This is a genomic window from Pseudoalteromonas sp. SG44-8 (genome assembly GCF_014164125.1).
GTDB classification, from domain to species: domain Bacteria; phylum Pseudomonadota; class Gammaproteobacteria; order Enterobacterales; family Alteromonadaceae; genus Pseudoalteromonas; species Pseudoalteromonas rhizosphaerae.
This window is the reverse complement of record NZ_JACJEQ010000006.1, coordinates 179432-199997: the sequence shown is the minus strand read 5'-3', so window position 1 is coordinate 199997 and position 20566 is coordinate 179432. Positions and strand designations below refer to the sequence as shown.

Annotated in this window: 18 protein-coding genes; 9 read left to right on the top strand and 9 right to left on the bottom strand. The window is 39.6% G+C overall.

The window, feature by feature from the left end; genetic code table 11:
* The first annotated feature begins 7 nt into the window (after nt 1-7).
* The 4 genes from prpF to H5163_RS07625 all read left to right on the top strand — a co-directional run bounded on the left by prpF (nt 8) and on the right by H5163_RS07625 (nt 7718).
* Nucleotides 8-1183 (top strand): 2-methylaconitate cis-trans isomerase PrpF, encoded by a 1176-nt coding sequence (gene prpF, locus H5163_RS07640; protein WP_145233606.1) that lies wholly within the window; start codon nt 8-10, stop codon nt 1181-1183.
* Between the two features lie 433 nt (nt 1184-1616).
* Nucleotides 1617-4682, top strand: coding sequence for a hypothetical protein (locus H5163_RS07635; protein WP_182734854.1), 3066 nt, complete (start codon nt 1617-1619; stop codon nt 4680-4682).
* A 57-nt stretch (nt 4683-4739) separates the two neighbouring features.
* Nucleotides 4740-5831: a hypothetical protein gene (locus H5163_RS07630; protein ID WP_182734853.1), complete on the top strand. Its 1092-nt coding sequence runs from the start codon at nt 4740-4742 to the stop codon at nt 5829-5831.
* A gap of 9 nt (nt 5832-5840) precedes the next feature.
* A complete protein-coding gene (locus H5163_RS07625) occupies nt 5841-7718 on the top strand; it encodes a hypothetical protein (protein ID WP_145233610.1) in 1878 nt (625 codons plus the stop codon).
* Between the two features lie 43 nt (nt 7719-7761).
* Here the strand turns inward: H5163_RS07625 and H5163_RS07620 are convergent, their stop codons facing one another.
* Nucleotides 7762-8598, bottom strand: a complete 837-nt coding sequence (locus H5163_RS07620) for an ABC transporter substrate-binding protein (protein WP_259399791.1) — start codon at nt 8596-8598, stop codon at nt 7762-7764.
* Nucleotides 8599-9142: 544 nt separating this feature from the next.
* Between H5163_RS07620 and H5163_RS07615 the strand changes: the two genes are divergently transcribed.
* Nucleotides 9143-10630 carry a SulP family inorganic anion transporter gene (locus tag H5163_RS07615; RefSeq protein ID WP_182734848.1) on the top strand — a complete coding sequence of 496 codons (1488 nt, stop codon included), beginning with the start codon at nt 9143-9145 and terminating at the stop codon, nt 10628-10630.
* A gap of 10 nt (nt 10631-10640) precedes the next feature.
* The gene (locus H5163_RS07610; protein ID WP_182734846.1) at nt 10641-11492 is read left to right on the top strand and encodes a universal stress protein; all 852 of its coding nucleotides are present in this window, start codon (nt 10641-10643) and stop codon (nt 11490-11492) included.
* A 220-nt stretch (nt 11493-11712) separates the two neighbouring features.
* On the opposite strand, the gene H5163_RS07605 is transcribed toward H5163_RS07610, so the two are convergent.
* Complete coding sequence (locus H5163_RS07605; RefSeq protein ID WP_182734844.1) at nt 11713-12606, bottom strand: TIGR01777 family oxidoreductase; 894 nt, start codon at nt 12604-12606, stop codon at nt 11713-11715.
* 132 nt (nt 12607-12738) lie between these two features.
* On the opposite strand from H5163_RS07605, the gene H5163_RS07600 reads away from it, so the two are divergent.
* On the top strand, nt 12739-13779 hold the full coding sequence (locus tag H5163_RS07600) for an AI-2E family transporter (RefSeq protein WP_182731442.1): 1041 nt from the start codon (nt 12739-12741) through the stop codon (nt 13777-13779).
* A gap of 12 nt (nt 13780-13791) precedes the next feature.
* Here H5163_RS07600 and H5163_RS07595 read toward each other — a convergent pair whose 3' ends face one another.
* From H5163_RS07595 to H5163_RS07575, 5 genes are all read right to left on the bottom strand, one after another.
* Nucleotides 13792-14202 (bottom strand): hypothetical protein, encoded by a 411-nt coding sequence (locus tag H5163_RS07595; protein WP_145233626.1) that lies wholly within the window; start codon nt 14200-14202, stop codon nt 13792-13794.
* The gene (locus tag H5163_RS07590; RefSeq protein WP_145233628.1) at nt 14189-15526 is read right to left on the bottom strand and encodes an ATP-binding protein; all 1338 of its coding nucleotides are present in this window, start codon (nt 15524-15526) and stop codon (nt 14189-14191) included. Before H5163_RS07590 ends, H5163_RS07595 begins: the two co-directional genes overlap by 14 nt.
* Nucleotides 15520-16194, bottom strand: coding sequence for a response regulator transcription factor (locus H5163_RS07585; protein ID WP_016709350.1), 675 nt, complete (start codon nt 16192-16194; stop codon nt 15520-15522). Before H5163_RS07585 ends, H5163_RS07590 begins: the two co-directional genes overlap by 7 nt.
* 3 nt (nt 16195-16197) lie before the next feature.
* Entirely contained in the window at nt 16198-16461 is a 264-nt protein-coding gene (locus H5163_RS07580) for a PepSY domain-containing protein (protein WP_145233630.1), read from the bottom strand.
* 218 nt (nt 16462-16679) lie between these two features.
* Entirely contained in the window at nt 16680-16982 is a 303-nt protein-coding gene (locus H5163_RS07575) for a YciI family protein (RefSeq protein ID WP_145233632.1), read from the bottom strand.
* Nucleotides 16983-17298: 316 nt separating this feature from the next.
* Between H5163_RS07575 and H5163_RS07570 the strand changes: the two genes are divergently transcribed.
* Entirely contained in the window at nt 17299-18723 is a 1425-nt protein-coding gene (locus tag H5163_RS07570) for a sodium-dependent transporter (RefSeq protein WP_145233634.1), read from the top strand.
* 66 nt (nt 18724-18789) lie between these two features.
* Here the strand turns inward: H5163_RS07570 and H5163_RS07565 are convergent, their stop codons facing one another.
* Complete coding sequence (locus H5163_RS07565) at nt 18790-19431, bottom strand: CPBP family intramembrane glutamic endopeptidase (RefSeq protein WP_145233636.1); 642 nt, start codon at nt 19429-19431, stop codon at nt 18790-18792.
* Nucleotides 19432-19491: 60 nt separating this feature from the next.
* On the bottom strand, nt 19492-20085 hold the full coding sequence (locus tag H5163_RS07560) for an inner membrane-spanning protein YciB (RefSeq protein ID WP_145233638.1): 594 nt from the start codon (nt 20083-20085) through the stop codon (nt 19492-19494).
* A 174-nt stretch (nt 20086-20259) separates the two neighbouring features.
* Here H5163_RS07560 and H5163_RS07555 point away from each other — a divergent pair, with 174 nt between their 5' ends.
* Complete coding sequence (locus H5163_RS07555) at nt 20260-20529, top strand: HU family DNA-binding protein (RefSeq protein WP_145233641.1); 270 nt, start codon at nt 20260-20262, stop codon at nt 20527-20529.
* The last annotated feature ends 37 nt before the right edge of the window (nt 20530-20566 follow it).

The window sequence follows — 20566 nt, the reverse complement described above, 5'->3', positions numbered from 1 at the left end:
AACAGTCATGACATTTAAACCACAAATTAAAGTACCTGCCACCTACATGCGCGGTGGCACTAGTAAAGGGGTATTCTTTAATCTCAGCGATTTACCAGAGGCTGCACAAGTGGCAGGTTCTGGGCGAGATAATTTATTGCTGCGAGTGATTGGTAGCCCAGATCCATATGGCAAACAAACCGATGGTATGGGGGGGGCTACTTCTAGTACCAGTAAAACCGTTATTTTAAGTAAAAGTGAGCAAGCTGATCACGATGTTGATTACTTATTTGGCCAAGTTGCTATTGATAAAGCGTTTGTTGATTGGAGCGGGAACTGCGGCAATTTAACCTCTGCAGTTGGCGCATTTGCAATTAGTAATGGTCTTGTTGATGCTAGCCGTATTCCAGAAAACGGTATGGCTATAGTGCGAGTTTGGCAAGCTAATATTAAAAAAAGCATTTTAGTGCATGTGCCAATGACTAACGGTGAAGTACAAGAAACGGGTGACTTTGAACTCGACGGGGTGACATTTCCCGCCGCTGAGGTGAAATTAGAGTTCATTGATCCAGCGGATGGCGATGGTGCGCTATTTCCAACAGGCAATGTGGTAGATGAACTAGCAGTCCCTGAGTTTGGTGTACTTAGAGCCACTATGATCAACGCGGGTATCCCTACTATTTTTGTTAATGCAGCAGATATCGGCTATACCGGCACTGAACTTCAAGATGATATAAATAATGACGAACAAGCATTAGCTAAGCTTGAGTCTATTAGAGCGCATGGGGCAGTTAAAATGGGCTTGATCGCTCATATTAGTGAGGCGGCAGCGCGTCAACATACACCAAAAGTGGCATTTATTAATAAACCGATGACATATCTAGCTTCAAGCGGTAAAGAAATTCACAGTGATAATATCAACCTACTGGTACGTGCCATGTCGATGGGGAAACTTCATCATGCCATGATGGGTACTGCCGCTGTTGCAATCGGCACCGCAGCTGCGATAGCAGGATCGCTCGTTAATCTTGCAGCTGGTGGCGGTCAGTTGAGCGAAGTTAACTTTGGTCATCCGTCAGGTACATTAACTGTAGGCGCGCAAGCGATACTTCAAAACGGTAAGTGGCAGGTTACCAAGGCCAGTATGAGTCGCAGTGCTCGTGTGCTAATGGAAGGCGTTGTCCGAGTACCTGAGGTCAATTAATTAGTGAAATAAAACTAAAAGTGGCAGTCAGGCCACTTTTACATCCATATTTATGTGAAAAAATGTAAACAGCATTGCGTCAAATTGTATTCTTTGGTTGATATTTCCCCTAAAGTTAGTCCCTCAATGAGTTTCAAAAAAAAACAGTGTTTTTTTAATTCTTTGTTTTTAAATGTTTTTTATTTTATTTCTTTTAACTTGTGTTAAAAATGGCAGTGCTAGTTAGATGCATATTTACAGGTGTAATTAAAATTACATTTTTTTATAAATTGTCATATATTGGTGGTAAGTTGATAACATGTAATAATAATGTGGTTAATTACGTTAATTTGATACGGTTTTATACATAATTTTAACTTAAATGACTGTTGATATTAATATAGGCTACGATTTCAGTAATGCTATTTGCTAACAAGCACCCTAGGAGATTTTCATGGCGAAAAGAATAATTAAATTTACCCCAATTGCAGCCTCGGTTGCATTGACTCTCGGCCTGACCGGTTGTGGCTCAGAAAATGATAATAACTATAACAAGCCTGAACCAGTTACAGTATACAAAGGCGAAGTCAGCACTAATTTTAATACCCAAGTATCGGGGAAAGCTGTAAAAGGCGCGTTAAAAAATGCCAAAGTGACAGTATCTACTGTTGATGATGCGGGGGAATCTGTCCCAGTAGCTTATCGTTTAGAGGCTGCATCTGATGCAAGCTATACTGCAGAATCGACAACTTCACAAGCAGACGCTGATGCCAAAGCATTGGCATTGGTTGCGGCAGCTAATCCAACAGAGACAATGACGTCAACCAGTGGTGCCTATAATATTTATCTAGAAGACGGCTTTTCGGGTCCGCTTTATATTACGGTGAGTACGTCGAAAGAAGATGACAGCATGGTCAAGTGTGATTCATTTACCGGTTGTGGCAGCTATGATGAAACCCCAGCAGCATCTGAAGTCGCTGGGATGATCAATAATGGCGATGCCGCGATTGATTTTGGCGAATGGTACAAAGATGATCTTGAATTACAAGTTGTTAAGTTTATTAAAGCTTCACCAGCACCAGCAAGTGCTCGTGGTATTAATTTCGCGGAGGGTGATGGTACTGGTGTGCAGCAGTACTTTGCTAATGTGACTTTATATACGAGTATCGCAGCAAAAATGTTGTTAGACGGTGCTAAAGATGGTTCAGCAGTCTCAGATGAAGCAGTTGCAGCGGCAAGTTTAAAAACATTAATTCAAGTATTAGGGCCTGATACAGCAATTAAAGCCGCTTCTTTACTTGGTGATATTTCTCTTGGTGGTGCGGTTGATTTCAGTGATATTGGCGAAGGTGATTCACTGGATGCAGGTACTTTGGCATTAGTTCAAACTGCCGTTTCATTGCAGTCTGTCGCGGGGGCGGGTGCCAATGGCTCATTAAAAGACCTGATTGCAAGTCTATCTGCAGCTGTTAAAGAAGGCAAAGTAAGCAACAGTGACAATGAAATTGTCCAGAAGATTGCAGCTGAGTTACAAAAAGCAGTTGAGAATACCAGCCTTATTTTTGCCGCAGTAGTTACAGGTGAAGGTATTGATGAAGCATTTGCTAAAGTTGCTGAAAACTTAGGTATTACCGATCCTGATGAAATTGCAAAACTCAAAAATAAAGCCACCAAAGCTGTTGAAGATGTGCAAGCAAAAGCAAAAGATAAAGGGCTTGATAAAGATTTAAAAGAAACCGCAAAAGAAGTTAAAAAAGCATTAGAGAAAATTGGCTGTGAAGATAACTGTGATGCTGGTGATGATCTAACAGCTAAAGTAGCGGCTGAGTTAGAATTACAAGTTACTGCAACAACTGCTGCATTAACTACGTCTACCGACTCAATCGCTGTTGGTACTGCTGAATTGACAAAAGTGAAAACGTTGGGTGATGCTGGTTTAGAAACAACCGAGCAGGTTTTGGCTTACAGTGCTGATGTGTTTACGTTATCAGGGAGCAAGGCGGAATATAGCCAGTTACAAGTAGAGCTTTCTGCTGCACTTGCTTCAACACAAGGGATTGCAACAACCGCCGCAAGTTTAGGTGAGCAATATCAACAATTAGTTGATAAAGCAAACTCGTTAAGTAGCGCTGTTGCAACCCAACTCGCAGCGGTTTCAACTTTAATTACGGGGATTGATGCTGAGGTGGTTCGCTCTAATGAGGCTGTGACTGCATTAGGCATCGATATCGACGTTGCAAAAAGCAATGTGACTATCGCAAGCAATAACCTAGATGCTGCTGATTCTGCGGCAATGATTGCGCAAAGTGATTTAGCAACAGCTATGATTGCAGTTGCCGCTGCAGCGATTGACAACAAAGCTAATGCAGAACTTGCTTTGTCATCCGCTCAAGCTGCAATTACCGTGGCTACAGCGACTAGTGCAAAAGCAGCCGAACTCGCTAATGCGGCAGTACAAGCTGAGGTTGCTGCTGCTGCATTAATGGATATTGCCGCTGAAGCGAGTGATAAAGAGATTGCTACAAATTTATCTGCAGAAGCTAAACTCAGTGCTACATTAGCCACAAGCGTTAGCAACGAAGCAGATACTGCTTTGAGCAGTGCAACCTCACTTGAATCTGATGCCCAAGCAGCAATTGCAACATTTACAGTATTAGTTGATGTTAAAGCAGGCACTGAGAGTATTCGAAATGCAACTTTGGTAACGAAAACAGGCGGTCGGGCATTATTTGATACTGCCGAAGTTATTTATGATGTGCTAACAGAAGCTTGGGACTTAGGAGATGAAGCCACTGGTGTTGTTTCTACACGATATCCTAATTGGACGTATAGCTTTGATAAAGATGCATTAGAGCTAAATCTTGTTAATAGTGAAAATGGCGATAAGATCAACGTTAATGGTTCTATCAATAATAAAGCAATTGTATTTGCGTTTGGCGGTATGATTGAAACAGTTGATGGTGCAAAAGTTAGTATTGAAACACTTGATGATATGGGTGAGGCTTTACAGAATTGTATCGACGCTAACAGTGGGACTATTCCTATAGATCTATCAGATTCTTGTTTAGTAATTAACTTTGAAGAGGAAGTTTCAAGCGATACGGCTGTTGATGGAAATGTGTTATCAGTAGATGGCTGGAGTCGTGTTGAAATAGTTGACGGTGATTCAGGATTTATTGGTACATTAAGCATATCTGGCGCAGATGTAACAGAGCTTGGCATGATCAGCGCAACAGGTGTTACAGGTGATATTGATTTCACTGCGATGTTATCTGTTGATTGGGCAAATGAAAATGATAATTATGCCGTTGAGATCGAGTTACATAATAGTATTGGCTATACACTATCTTTGATGGCAGAAGAGGGTGAGGACTTTATGGGTAGCGTAAATGCTAACTTCGCAGGTGCGATGATGAAGTTTGGTACAGTAACAGAGATCACAAATGGTATTTCTGTAGAGTATATTGATGGTGAAGTTATCGATTACACTGATATTAGTTTTTTAGATTCATCGAAGTAACGTAAAAATAAGAGGGAGAGTCGTTCTCCCTCTTAAATAATAACAAGTGAAATAAGTATGAAAAAAAAAATTCTCACGTTAGGATTTTCCGCTTTTTTAATTACCCCTATTAGTTACGCTGCAGAGCAGTTTCAAGTCTTTACCACATTCGATTCAGAAGTGTATACAGAAGCACAACCTGTCACTGCCTTTATTGACGACTTTGATGCTCCACTTACATCAGGTGATAGCGCATTTACTTATAATGTGTTTGAGTTTGGCGTTGGTTATGGAAATTTTAAAGTCGGTTATCAAAGTCGTTTTGATTATGTTTTAAGTTTTGATCCGGATACTGCTGTTTACTTTCATACCGAAAAAAATGACCTTCCTTTTGAAGATAGAAATTATGTTTATTACCTAGACGGTAAGCAATCAACCACCAATGGATTGTTTGTTTCATATGATTTCAAATTTTTAGACTCTGACGCATTAACAATAACGCCTAAATTAACGGTTTTTGCTAGTACGCATTTTCAAGATATAAATGTAGAAGGTACAGTTTATAGTGATGAGATCCAAGGCGCATTAACAGTTGACTCTTATTTTTCGAAAGATATTTTATTTAAGCGATTTACTCCTGATGAGAACCCATCCGGCTTAGGGTACAGCGTTGATTTAGCAGTTAATTGGAAAATAAATCAAGACTTAACCATCGGCCTTCTCGCACAAGACTTACTGTATGAAACCGAGTATAAAAAAAGTGGTTTTGCAAATGGTTATACAACAGAGCTCCCGTTTACTGAAAACGATGATGGCGATATTGCTACTGAGCCTACAATACGCATAGCAACGTCAGAGTATGGTAATGAAGTTACACATAAATTTGATATGCCGGTGCGCGTTAAGGTTTATGCGGATTATCGTATTAATGATTTGTTTTCTTCAGAGCTGATGGTTAAACAATTTGATCAAGATACGTTTTCTCAATTAAAAGCACGCATGCACTTTTGGGATCATTGGGCAGTTATTGGTGGTTATGAAATAAAAAGTGAAGCATTTTTGCTGGGTATTGAGAACGATTATTTTGGTTTTAATATACAGACCGATAATCTCGATATTGATAAAGCGTATTATGCCAATGTAAATTGGTACCTGAAGTTAGCGTTTTAAGGACTTGTGATGTTTAAAAAACTTATATCAGTTAGTTTACTTATGTCATTAGTTGGTTGTGGTGACTCATCAGATAATGGCACAACAAACACTTTGCCTGTCATGCTGACGTCCTCCTCGGTAAGCTTTTATATTGCGCCTTGGCAATCCACTGCGGGTACGTTAACACTCATTAATGATAACACGGGCTCTATAGAAAATATTGACGTTGCAAATATTAATGATGTGACTTTACCAACCACAACTTTAAATTTTCATCATGTTGAATTTACCTCAAATGCAACGACGTTAACATGTCCAAGTTTTGCAGGTTGTGGTCGCACAGTGAGAAACAACCCGAATGATCAGAATTCTAATCGTCGCATTGATTATCAAGAAGTGATGGATATGACATTAAGTTACCGTGCTGATTTTTTTGCAGCCCCGGGCGAAAATAAGGTTTATTTATCGCCGATCAGCTCAGTGATTAGCGACAATAACTTAGACATAAGCATAACCACACAAAGCTTGAGTGCGACACCTTTTTATCACCTCACTCATAGTCAGTTGAATGACAGCCTTGAAGCTGAGTTGCTTACTAATGCACTGACTTTTGGTGTGATCTTAAAAAGAGCTGCGGATATCGAGGCGAGTTTAAATACAGCCAATAATACGGTGGTAGAACAACAGGCCCAGTTAGCAAGTTTGCCACTTTATCGTACTTTTGCAGATCGCTATGTGTCAGAGAATTTACTTAATGAAGATGGTAATCAATTATTGCAATCCGTCGTTGGAGAGGTCAAACAAAAGCTAGTTATGATTGGGAATGCTAGCAATATTTCGCCACTAGAACGAGATGAAGAGCAATTACACTCTCGTGAGTTACTCGAAGATGTGCGTAATATAATAGGTGTGGCACGCTTACAAGAGCAAACGTACAGTGATGAGCTCAAACAAAAGCTAACTGAATTTGAAACAATATTAGGCGAAGACTCGCAACAAACTATTATCGTTTTAGCGAATGTGCTTTATGACGTGCTCTATAACTTTTCGCCATTAAATAATACCGACGCAGGAGTTTATAATTTACAGGGACTGACAATAAACTACCAACAATCCCCTTATTCTTGGGCTATTAGTGGCCAGTATGATGAGCATGACGTACAGCTAGATTTAAATATTCCACAATGGCAAGTAAGTGGACTGCTGGGTAATAAAGTATCCGGTATTATTAGTGCGAAAGTGATAGGCAAAGATGCTCAACTAAACGCCGATGTGAGTGATTTAGTGTTGTCATTTGATGGAACTGACGATCCATTTTCAAATGATCAAAGTGAAACAACCGGGCAGCTGAATATAGAGACAAAGGTTTCATTAGAAAGTGCCAATAGCGGCGTCTTAACCGGTGATATAAAGCTAAACGCTGATCGCTTCGTTACTCCTTTTGAAGAGCTTGTGACAGTGGTATCTGGCTTTGACTTTAAAGGTCAGCTTGTTAGTGAAAATCAAACGACACAGTTTAACCTACAAGCAATAGAAGCAACGCCATTTATAAATGAAGCTACACAGAATCTTGCATTTGCTGTGCAATTGATAACGCCATTAAATGGCGCACCGGATTTTCAGTTTGCTTATGTTGGTCGTTTGAATCGTTTAGCTGATATTAGCAATGCAGAGATTGCCTTACGGCTAAAGGATAGAGCACTTGAAATTAACTTACGTACTGTTGGCAATAATATTAATGCAGTGATCCACGGTGCTCAAGGTCGCTGGTTAGATGTTAAGCAAAAAGGTCGAAACTACAGTGGTGGATTATATTTTGGCGATACACAAATCGCAGATGTAACAGCGGTAAGAGGGGTTCCTGGTATATTATTTCCTGATGGGACATTTGAGTCGTTGTTTTAATAATATATAGGCGCTTATTTGCTAACATTTAAGCGCCTTATTTTTAGCTGCTACATTGTTTTTTTTCTTCAATATAGCTTGAAAGTGCTCCTTGCTCTTTCATTTTTTTTATCTCGTTATTGAGATCGGCTAAAATTTCCTGCCAATATGGGTTTGCTTTACTTACTGTGTAATAGAGGGGTTTGTAACCTAGAGGTGGGGACAATACCATTAGAGCAGTTTTCATTTGCTGTTTTTCTTTTTCGGAGGCAGCAGACTTTTCAATGCTGGCAATCAACACGTCAAAATCAGCTACAATTAGGTCTACCCGTAGGCTCATAAGTAAATGAATTTGCTGAAACTCATTATTGGCAACAACGGTATTAATTTTTTTTGAGTCAATTAGTTTATCGAGTTCTGGGGTGTTTTTATATGCTCGGACAACACCAATAATTTGATCTTTTATAGACTCTACACTGCCGTCATAGTTTGAGTGGCTGCCATTTAGTGCGACTAGTGACAAGTTTCCACCTGGAATAGCCGAGGATAAAGCCATTAAATCATTGCGCGTTTTATTTGGCTTATTCTCTGACATAACATTATTATCAATAAAATACTCAGGAAATAAAATATCTGCATGACCTAATTCGGCCGCTCTTAGTGCTCGGGCCCATGGGAGAAACTCTATATGCACTCCATAACCTTTTTGTAGTAGTAGTTTAACGGTTAGTTGAAATAGCCAACCGTTGTTACAAAGTGATTCATCAATATAAGGGGGCCAATTTAAAGTGACTAGTTTTAAAAGTTTCTTTGCTTCAATATTGTAAGCATAGCCATATTCATATCGTACTGCTGGAGCAACGATTGTTTGATCACCGACTTGGTAAGAAACAGGGGTCATAGTCGCTTTCGCGAATCCACTAAACAACAATAGAAAGACTAAGTACTTTTTCATTTATTTGATAAGTTTTTGTAATTATTCTTAAAGTTTAGTCGCATATATGTATTTAACAACTTAAAAAGACGATAACTAAAATGTATTTACAATGTTTATCGTTGCAGCCGTTTGAGAAGGAACGGGTAAATGATGGCATGTTTTTTTATGTGTTTTTATTGGCAAGGTAAGGAGTGACAGCAGCTGTCAGCGCCTACACAAAAGTTACTTGGCTTGCTTAAAAATACGTTAGATGCAAGAATAAAGACGATAATTTATTCATTCTACATAAGGAACAATGTTTTGCGTTTAACGCCGCCCTAAGTTATTCCTCCTCTAAATCACCGCTGCGTGATACCTATATACCAAACATTGGTAGGCGCTTATGTGCCGTTTTAATAAATAAAAAAACATTAATGAAAATGCGGTTGTCATCGTTTAGTAAAAGCATTGTCGGTGTTTTATTGACTGCTGTATGGGCGTTAATGTTAACTACATGACAAGGTTTTTTATGTTAGAAAAAATAAAACGAGATTGGCTTTTTAACATCCGAGGGGACTTACTAGCAGGTACTGTGGTGGCGCTTGCGCTAATACCAGAAGCGATTGCTTTTTCTATTATAGCGGGCGTGGATCCTAAAGTCGGTTTGTATGCTTCATTTTGTATTGCCGTGGTTATTTCGATAGTGGGTGGACGACCAGGGATGATTTCTGCCGCTACTGGCGCTATGGCTTTACTGATGGTTACCTTAGTTAAAGAGCATGGTTTAGAATACCTTTTGGCGGCGACATTACTCACCGGTGTGATACAAATTATTGCAGGCTATTTAAAACTGGGGAGTTTAATGCGCTTTGTGTCTCGCTCCGTGGTTACAGGCTTTGTAAATGCGTTGGCAATTCTTATTTTTATGGCACAGCTGCCGGAGCTGACGAATGTAACATGGCATGTATATGCGATGACGGCTGCGGGTCTTGGGATCATTTATTTATTCCCTTACTTACCGGTGATAGGCAGAACAATTCCATCACCACTAGTGTGTATCGTGGTTTTAACTTTGGTTGCAATGTTGGTAGGACTTGAGATTCGAACTGTTGGCGATATGGGCCAGTTACCAGATACCTTACCAATATTTTTATGGCCTGATGTGCCTTTTAACCTCGACACACTGCTAATAATTCTTCCTTATTCATTTGGCCTTGCTGTCGTTGGTTTATTGGAGTCGATGATGACAGCGACAATTGTTGACGACTTAACCGATACCGCTAGTGATAAAAATCGTGAATGTAAAGGTCAAGGGATCGCGAACATAGGTTCAGGTTTAATGGGAGGAATGGCCGGCTGCGCGATGATTGGCCAGTCGATCATTAATGTAAAATCAGGGGGACGTGGCCGCTTATCAAGTTTTACCGCGGGTACTTTTCTGCTACTTATGGTGGTGTTTTTAGATGAATGGCTAAAGCAAATTCCAATGGCGGCACTGGTTGCCGTGATGATAATGGTGTCGATTGGCACCTTTTCTTGGAATTCACTGCGAGATTTAAAGAAAAACCCATTATCAAGTAGCATCGTAATGGTTGCTACGGTCGTTGTTGTTGTCGCAACGCATAATTTGGCCATGGGAGTATTGGTCGGTGTGCTATTGGCGACACTATTCTTCGCCAATAAAATTGGTCGTTTTATGGTTGTAAAGCCAGCGCAATCATCGGCTGATGAACGAGTATACCAGGTTGTTGGACAGGTGTTTTTTGCATCCTCAGAGCAGTTTATTGAGTCGTTTGACTTTAAAGAGGTCGTTGCTAAAGTAGTGATTGACTTAACTCATTCGCATTTTTGGGATATTACGGCAGTGTCGTCGCTTGATAAAGTTGTGATTAAATTTAGACGCGAAGGTGCAGAGGTCGAGATTATTGGTATGAGCGACGCGACAGCAACGATTGTTGACAAATTTGGCGTTCACAATGACCCTGAAGAAGTTGAAAAACTCATGACAGGCCATTAAGGAGAGCACAATGAATAAAATTATTACTTGTATAGATGGCTCAGTTTACACAGATGATGTGTGTAAGGCGGGGATTTGGGCGGCCAAGAAACTTAATAAATCGATGCTATTTTTGCATGCCATAGAAAAACAAAACGCTGCTGTGATTGACGACTTAAGTGGCATAATTGGTTTTGGTGCAACTACATCATTATTATCAGAGATGGCGACACTGGATGAGCAACGCAGTAAATTAGCATTGCAAATAGGCAAAGAAATGTTAGAGCACGCGAGTGTATTTGCTAGCCAACAAGGGTGTAAGTCAATTGAAAGTAAGCAGCGCCATAGCGGTATTGTTGAGGCAATTTGCGACCTTGAAGATTCAGCGCGACTGATTGTTATTGGCCGAAGCGGTAAAACTCACGAACAGAATTTTAAAGCTATTGGGTCGCATATTGAGCAGGTTATTCGCCATGTACATACACCTATTTTAATTGCCAATCGTCACTTCAGTGAGCCGAACAACTTTATGCTTGCTTATGATGGACGAGAAACAGCAGATAAAATGGTTAAACAGATTATTGCTGGTGGTTTGTTGCATCATTTAACGTGTCATTTGGTGACTGTAGAAAATGGCAAACATGATTTGTTGGAAAAATTTAAACGCACCGAAGCGTTGCTTATTGAAAGTGGTTTTGAAGTCAAATCAAGTATTTTAGAAGGTAATATTTTTAGTTCTTTAATGGCATATAAAACTAAAAATAAAATAGCAATGCTGGTAATGGGGGCCTTTTCGCATTCAAAAATAGCACATACTTTTTTGGGCAGTAACACCCTAAAAATGATAGAAAACACGCTATTGCCGTTAGTTATTTTACGCTAAACTACCATCTGATCGAGATGTAAAAAGATACTTATAGCTAAATAAACGTTTTAGAAGCTTCCGATAGAGCTCTAGATAGATGCTGTAAATTCGCTTAATATCGTATCTCATAATGTGGACCTTAACATAAAGTAATGAAAACATTATGAGAAATACCGGCCAACTAGCCCATTTAGACTAGTTCTATTGCCATATAGTAATCTAGCATAAATTACTGCGTTCACTTTAATAAATTCGTAAGTGCAGTATCTAATGTCTTATAACGAAAGCAATAGCTGCTTTCAAGAGCTTTAGTTGGTTGTACATATTGTCCGTAAAGCAGCAAATCTGCCATTTCACCCATTACTAATTTTAGAACCCATGCAGGCATAGTTATTTTTGCTGGTCGATTTAATACTTTACCTAAGCTTTGACTAAATTCGCTATTTGATACAGATGTTGGGGCGGTCATATTAATTGCGCCACTGAGTTGCACATTATTGATAATGTGTATAATTAAATTAATCATATCCTCGATATGTATCCATGACATGCCTTGCTGGCCATCAGCAATAGGACCACCTAGTGCTAATTTAAATGGCGGTAACATTTTGGCTAATGCACCACCATTGTTAGCTAAAACGATACCTGTACGTAATAAACATACTCGAGTATTGATTGATTCTGCTTGCAGGGCGGCTTGTTCCCAATCATGGCATAGCTGATGACTAAATTCAGGGGTCACATCAACAAAGCTTTCGTCAATTACGGTGGTTGATTGGCGACCGTAAAATCCGACCGCACTGCCTGATATAAAAGTATGCGGCGGTGTATCGCATTGGTTAATTGCAGCGCTAATTTGTTGAGTGATCGTAATACGGCTGTCTCGCAGTATTTGTTTTTGTTTTTCACTCCAGCGTTTATTTACTATGGGTTCACCGGCTAAATTGATAACGCAATCGAGATTGTTAAAATCAACCTCTTCAAGGGAGTCAGTCGCATTAATGTTCTCACCTAACAGTTTTGTCGCATTTGCAGGATTGCGGGTGAGCACTGTCAATTGATGTTCTTTGTTTAGCTCAGGGCACAAATGACGACCGATCAGGCCTGTTGCGCCGGTTATTAAGATATGCATAGCAATAAAACTCTTTTAGTAATTATGTAATCGTTATACGTAGAGTAGGCTGCTTTGATCACTTTGCAAATATTTCATTTTACAGACTTTTCACATACACTAGCTGCAGTTTATATTTTAAAGGATTGTAGTTTGGCTAGTTTAACTGGGGTAAACAAAAGTTTAGTTATCTTTGCAGCGTTGGTGATTGCTTTAGCTGGTATTAAAGCGGCAAGTGTTATTGTCATTCCGTTTGTACTTGCAGCATTTATTGCCATTATTTGTAGTCCTTTATTAAGTTTTTTTGGTCGTTACAAAATACCTAAAGGCATCGCGATCATGCTAGTGATGTTGATGGTGGTTGGCTTAGGGGTTAGCCTTGCCAGCTTAGTCGGGCAATCATTGACTGACTTTTCACAGCATTTACCTGAATATAAAAGTAAGTTACAGGATGAGTTTATTTGGCTGGTTGATGTTGCTGCCAAGTACAATATTTTGCTCAATAAAGAGCAAGTTATATCAATGTTCGACCCGGGAAAAATGATTGATGTTGCCACCGGTATGCTGACTGGCTTAGGTGGCGTGATGGCAAATTTGTTCTTAATTATTTTAACTGTGGTATTTATGCTTTTTGAAGGGCCTATGCTTAGTCATAAAATTCATATGGCATTAGACGATCCTGATATGAAAATGCAGCAAATAGACCGTTTTTTAAATTCTATTAACTCTTATTTAGCGATCAAAACAGTGGTAAGCGTTGGTACAGGCATATTAGCTGGGCTACTACTGTGGATCTTAAATGTTGACTACTTCGTGTTATGGGGGGTAATGGCATTTATGTTTAATTACATTCCTAATATTGGCTCTATTATTGCTGCTATCCCAGCAGTTTTATTAGCTTTGATCACGCAAGGACCATTGGTCGCAGGGATTGTAGCAGTAGGGTATTTAACTATTAATACCGTGATGGGTAATATAGTTGAACCAAAGTACATGGGTAAAGGTTTAGGACTGTCGACCTTAGTGGTATTTTTATCACTCATCTTTTGGGGTTGGCTGATTGGCACGGTAGGTATGTTGTTATCGGTGCCATTGACGATGATTGTTAAAATAGCCTTAGAAGCCAGCGACGAAGGGCGCTGGTTAGCGACTCTGTTAGGTAATGGTGAAGAAATCGAGTCACCTTCTAAATAACCACCGTGGTGGTCAGATAGGTTGTTTTAATACAGTAATGTGCTGCTCTAATATACGCAATTCACAGCGCTTATATACAATTGCAGCCTGGGTGGCGTTGGGTACTTTGTGTAAATAACGCCATTTACAGCTGTCTTCCAGGTATTTTTGGTAATTGATAATGCTACGTTTAAAAATTGGTAGCAACTGAGAGTTACCGGTATCTTCTTGGATCTTATTTAAATCTAAAGTGATTTTATTTATCCAGGTTTGTTGAATTCGGGTTAAGGTCTCTATCTGTTTATCTAAACATTGAATATATTTTTTAGCTTCATCAGGTGTTGCTTGCTCAACGACTGTACATTGCTCTTCTGCTGCAAACGTTGTTGTACTCAGTGCTAAAAGCAGCCCAGATACAGCTATTAACCAGTTATTTTTTATCATTATAATTAAACTCTAAAATAAATTTCGCGCCGCCTAAGGTATCAGCATCTAAAATAGTCAGGGTACCGTGATACGACTTTACTAAATCTGACACAATCGCCATACCGACACCGTGTCCGCTTTCGTAGGTGTCCAAGCGGGTACCACGAGTAAGCAGGGATTCGCGTTTATCAACCGGCACACCGGGTCCATCATCACTAATAGCGATAGTGAGGTTGCGTTTTTGAATGACTTGGATATCGACTTGTGAGCGACAAGCTTTACAGGCGTTATCAATTAAGTTACCGAGTAGTTCGAGTAAATCAGTTTTGTCACCTAAAAAGTAATCTTTGTCTTTAACCGCATGGGTAAAAATAATATCTTTATCGCGGTAAACTTTACTCATTGCATTGAGGATTGAATCTAGCACCGGCTTAATGGCTGTTTGTTTTTTCCATGTATCAGCTGCACCCGTTGCAGCGCGTTTTAATTGGTGTTCGATCATCACATTTATACGGTCAAGCTGCTCTTGGGCATCGGCATCGTTGGCAAGCGGGCTCGATTTTAATACTGCCAGTGGCGTTTTAAGTGCGTGAGCTAAGTCGCTTAAAGACGCACGATAGCGCTCTTTTTGGCGTTGCTGAGTTTCGAGTAGTAAATTTAAATCGGCTTTTATAGTTTGCAGCTCAACAGGATAAAGTCCTTTAATTTCTTGAATATCACCTGACTCAATGGCTTTTATTTCTTTATCCAGTCGTTGCAACGGCCGCGCGCTCCACACAAAGCCCACAGCCATTAATGCTGCAATGGCTACACCCATGACGTACATCCAGTTTACAAGGGTTTGCTTAAAACCATCCATTAAGCGCAGTAGAGCATCGTTGCGTTTTAATAAAATAAAGCGAGCATGCTCTGACTGGTCAATGTTATTTAAAATAACGGTTAGGCTAAGTTGCCAATACACGGTATTTTTATATTCCACACGACGAAAGTCGGCAGCGCCTGCTTTGGTTTCTAGTTCGTCAGGCACAAAGTTAACATTTACCGCCGACTCAGAGTGCCATACAGGCTGTTCTTCACGATAGATCATCGCATAAGTATCAGAATTTAAACGATTCAATTCAGGAGCTAAAATAGTGCTGGGCATGATAATGCCGCGCTCAGTAAAATCGACTTCTGAAATTAAAGAATATAAATGGGCTTCGAGGGTTTTTTCGGTGGCTTCGACTAACGAAGCATAGTATGCCTTACCAATAGAGAAGAATAAAATGGGTAAAGCGACTAATAAAACAAAGACAAGGATAAATCCTTGCCTTACTTTTAACGGTATTTGCGATGCTACCACTGACTTTTAAGCCTGTAACCGCGTCCGCGTAGTGTTTCTACTGGGTTTAAAGTACCATCAGGGTCAAGCTTTTTACGTAAGCGCAGTACGAATACTTCGATTACATTTGAATCTAAATCAAAGTCCTGATCGTATATGTGCTCTGTTAGCTCAGATTTGGAAATCACTTTTTGTGGATTAACCATTAAATACTCAAGCACTTTGTATTCGTATGCGGTGAGACTTAGCTCTCGGTCATCAACCCACACTTGTTGTGAGCGGGTGTGAATTTTAATAGGCCCAGCAGTCATTTCAGGATTTGCTTTGCCTGCGCTACGACGGATCAACGCGTTACACCGGGCTATTAACTCTTCAACATGAAATGGTTTAGTTAAATAGTCATCAGCACCAGCATCAAGTCCTTCAACTTTATCTTGCCAACGGTCACGTGCTGTTAAAATCAGAATTGGAATTGTAATCCCTTGTGCGCGGGCTTTATTGATCAGTTCAATACCGTCAATTTTTGGTAAGCCTAAATCAACTACCGCCATATCAAGAGGATATTCTGTGATGTGAAATAAACCAGCTTCGCCATCATGACAGAGATCGACACTATAACGTTCTTTTTCTAATGCATTACGCAGATTGTCTGCTAAGTGTAAATCATCTTCAATTACTAAAATTCGCATTTCTTAATCCTTCTTCACTTCGCCGGTCTTTTTATTGACATGAACGTCGACGACATGGCCGTCCGATTTTAATATTCTTACAGTATAAATATCGTTAAGTACGGTAATTTTAAGAGTTTTACCATCTTCGACTTTTTTAGCAAGCTCAACAGCTTGTTTTTTATTTATCTCAGCTTTATTGACTTGAGATGCAGCTTGGCTACTAGTCGAAAAAACACTCGAGAATAGCACAGTGATGGCGACGCTGAGAGCTAACACAGTACGCATGATGAGAAACTCCTAAACCAGACCTGAATAGTTTAATGAACCAAGTAGCTATAATTCAAGTGAAAAATCACTAAATCTGATGATTCAATGCAGCAGAGTTTAATTAACATCCGGTGAACAAACACTGAATTGTGGTGATTTGACTCAAAGTCTTATACCCATTGCATTAAAATCTGGTTCATTTAAATAGTATAATCCTGTTTGATTGTTGGTTTTACTTAGCCAGGAAAAACTTTTTTAAACGGTTTAACTTGTGAGTTTTCATATACGCCGCCGTTGACGTAAGGATCTGCTGCAGCCCATTCGCGAGCTGCTTCTAATGAGCTAAATTCTGCAATCACTAAAGAACCAGTAAAACCAGCGTCAGCTGGCTCGGCGCTATCAATGGCAGGTAATGGACCTGCTGTCAGTAATCGGCCTTGCTCGTCTAATTCTTGTAAGCGTGCTAAATGAGCAGGGCGGGCGGCTTTTCTTAATTCTAAGCTATTTTCAACATCAGTTGAGTAAATCATATACAACATGGTGTGTTCTCTGGATTTGAATATTATTGGAATTATGCTGATATTAGCACAGCAAAATTAATAGGCGAATAAATTACGATTAGTTTAGAGCGCTATTAAAGCGCGAAAGCTTTACGCAGTTTTTAGTTAACTTTCGAGGCTGTAAATTGATGCTGCGATTTAATCACTGTTAGCTTGAACAAATTTTAATCTTAAAAGAACAACAACCTCTAAGGTTTACAGTATCATTATATTTTTAAGCGGAATCTGCTTGAAAAGCCCAGCACAACACTGGTAGAGTCGCTTGAATGGTACAAAATAATAATAAGGTTTTTAAATGAGCGATACTCGTGAGCACTTTAGCTCCCGCCTCGGATTTATATTAGCAGCTGCTGGCTCTGCGGTCGGTATTGGTAACTTGGTTGGTTTTCCAGTCTCAGCAACAAAAAATGGTGGTGGTGCTTTTTTGCTCGTTTACGCGCTGTTTGTTGTGTTTATTTGTTTGCCAGTAATGATGGCAGAGATGGCAATGGGACGCCAAGCACAAAAAGATCCATTAGGCTCTTACAAGTTATTATCTGGTAATGATACTAAGTGGAGTTTTGCTGGCTTTTTAGCAGTATTAACCCCGTTTATGATTGCTGTGTTTTATATGGTTATCACGGTATGGATTTTTGGTTATTTAAGCCAAGTTGCGGTTGGTAACTTAGATGTGTTGGCTGATCCAAAAAGCTTTGGGGTGTTTATTAATAGTTCCAGCGTGTTTGCGTATATGGCTGCTGTGGCATTAATTGTTAATTTGATTTTAGTCGGTGGTGTTAAGCAAGGGATTGAAAAAGCAGCTAAGTTTTTAATGCCAGCATTGTTCGTATTGCTAATCGCATTAGTGGCGTATGTATTGACGCTAGACAATGCTATGGCTGGCGTTAAGTACTATATTATCCCTGATTTTTCTAAGATGAATGCCAGTGTCTTGAACGGTGCATTAGCGCAAGCGTTTTTCTCATTGTCGTTGGGTATGGGTATATTGATGACTTACGCTTCATATATCTCGAAAAAGGATGACATTGTTGGCAGTGCTAAAATGGTTGCACTGACTGATTCACTGGTGGCGTTTATTGCCGGTCTTATGGTGCTACCAGCTATCTTTAGTTTTAACCCAGATACTGATCCTACTAAATTGTCTGACTCATCTGTGTCGATGATTTTTGAGTTTTTACCAAAGATTTTACTCGCGCTACAAACTGATATTGGCTATGTTGGTGCATCAATTGTTGCGTTTGTGTTTTTCTTGCTGGTATTTTTTGCTGCAATTACCTCGTTGGTATCCATCGTTGAGGTGCCAACAGCTACGCTAAGTGACCGTAAAGGCATAAGCCGTAAAATGGCGTTACTGATATTAACTGGTAGCATCGGTGTACTGACAGTGTTATGTACTATGTCGTTTGGTATGGTTGAAGGGTTAACTTCATTTACTAACTATGGCGGAGCGTCTAAAAGCTTATTTGATATTGTGTATGATGTATTTTACGACACTATCTTGCCATTGAATGGTTTAATGGTATGTTTATTCGTGATGTATCGCTGGAAAAAAGTACGTTTAAGTGAAGAGCTAAGCCAAGGTTGTCCAGGCTATGCAGGTAGCTTTACTGAAAAATACGTTAATTTTTCGCTATCAACCTTTATTCCGGTAATTTTAGTAGTTATATTTATTAATACCGTAGCGACTAAGTTTTTTGCTATGAGCATTTTCGGTTTTTAATTAATACAACTAATTGAGCTTCCCATAATTAAGCCGTGTTAAGTATCATTAGCACGGCTTTTTCAGTTAAGAGATTGTTGCCGAATCTAAGTACTGACCTATTCCTAATGTAAACATCCACAGTCCCCATAAGCTGTGTTCGATAACGCAGACAAACGTGGAGCGGCTTTGAGCATAGGTAAATGCAAATAATAACCCGCCTATAAATGCCAGTAGTACTGCTACCCAATTAGCATAAACAATATGCGCTAAAGCAAATACTGTGGCGCTAACAATTATGCGCACCGTTTTTTTTGGCATGATGCGTTTATAACGATGAAAAAAATAGGTTCGAAATATCAACTCTTGCGGCATGACTGACAATAATGGATAGAACGCGAGTAACATTAACCAGTCATTAAATGAGTTTCGAGGCAGCATAAACCAATTACCTTGATTAATGATCCCGTAAAAAACCCCTGAAAACAGTGCGCCGATAAAAAAGAAGCTAAACAGTCGGCGTTTCACTGCGGAAAATTGACCAAGGCTGGTAAGTCTAAAGCGTTTAAAGTGGGGATCGCCTAGCAGCAACATACCGCAGACACTCATTAACACGATTAACGCGGGGATCAGCCAATTAGCAAGGTAGGCACGAAGGTAAAAACCCAGCAAAGGAAGGCATACAAATATAAAGGTAAATTCAAACCAGCGGTATTGATTGGCGTTCAAGGTCGTCTCAGCGTGATTTTGTATACTAGGCTAACAAGCTAAGACGACATATTTATGACATTAAGAGCGCTTTTTATTGTCTACTTTGGGCTCATCTTCATCGGGTAAATATTTATACAACATGATGATAGTGGCAAAAAGACTGACAAATGTGATCCCCATTAAGCCAAACACTTTAAAGTTAACCCAAAAATCGAGAGAAAAGTTATAAGCGATATAGATATTTAACGCTGATATTCCCGCTGTGATCGCTATCCACAATATGTTGAGTTTATCCCAAAGCGACTCAGGTACGGTAATTTCTTGCTCAGAGTCTGATGCATTATTTAAAATGGCACTGAGTGCTTGTTTAACTAAATTTTTACCAAGAAAGTAGCGACTGATCAATAAGCTTAATGAGAGCACAGCGTAGATGATAGTGGCTTTCCACTTCACAAATTGTTCATCATGAAACACCAGCGTAAGAGTGCCTAAAATCACTGCAATGGCAAAAAATAACCATTGGCGTGTAGGTACTTTGCCTATTTTAAAATAAGAATAAGCGACCTGCAGAAAAGTGGTGCCCATTAATAATGCCGTTGCCCAGTAAATATCAACTAACTTGAATACCGCAAAAAATAAAATTAGCGGAATAAACTCAATTATTGCATGCATAGAATGCCCAAAAATTTAAAACCAAAAATAGTTGCAGAGGTTGTATCAACTTATTGTGTTGTTTACAAGGTTGACTTAGTAGTTACTAACCCTTAGCCTGCGTGCCTTTGTATTCAATCATTACCAAAATCTGCTGAACAGTGACTGAGTAAGCGGTATTTTTAGGAGCATTTTATGAATAAAGCACAACTGATTAGTGCAATGTCTGCACACAGTGAATTAACTAAAAAAGATTCTCAAGCGGCGTTATCAAGCATGCTTGCAGCCATCACTAAATCATTATCAGAAGGTGATCAAGTGCAAGTAAATGGCTTTGGCACGTTTGCGTTAAGTTATTATCCCGCACGTACAGGACGCAACCCACAAACGGGAGAGGCAATAGACATTGAAGGCGCTAACAAACCTGTATTTAAAGCAGCAAAAGCGTTGAAAGAGAGTCTTTAACGCGTTTGATTACCAGAAAAGGGCCGCAACAGGCCCT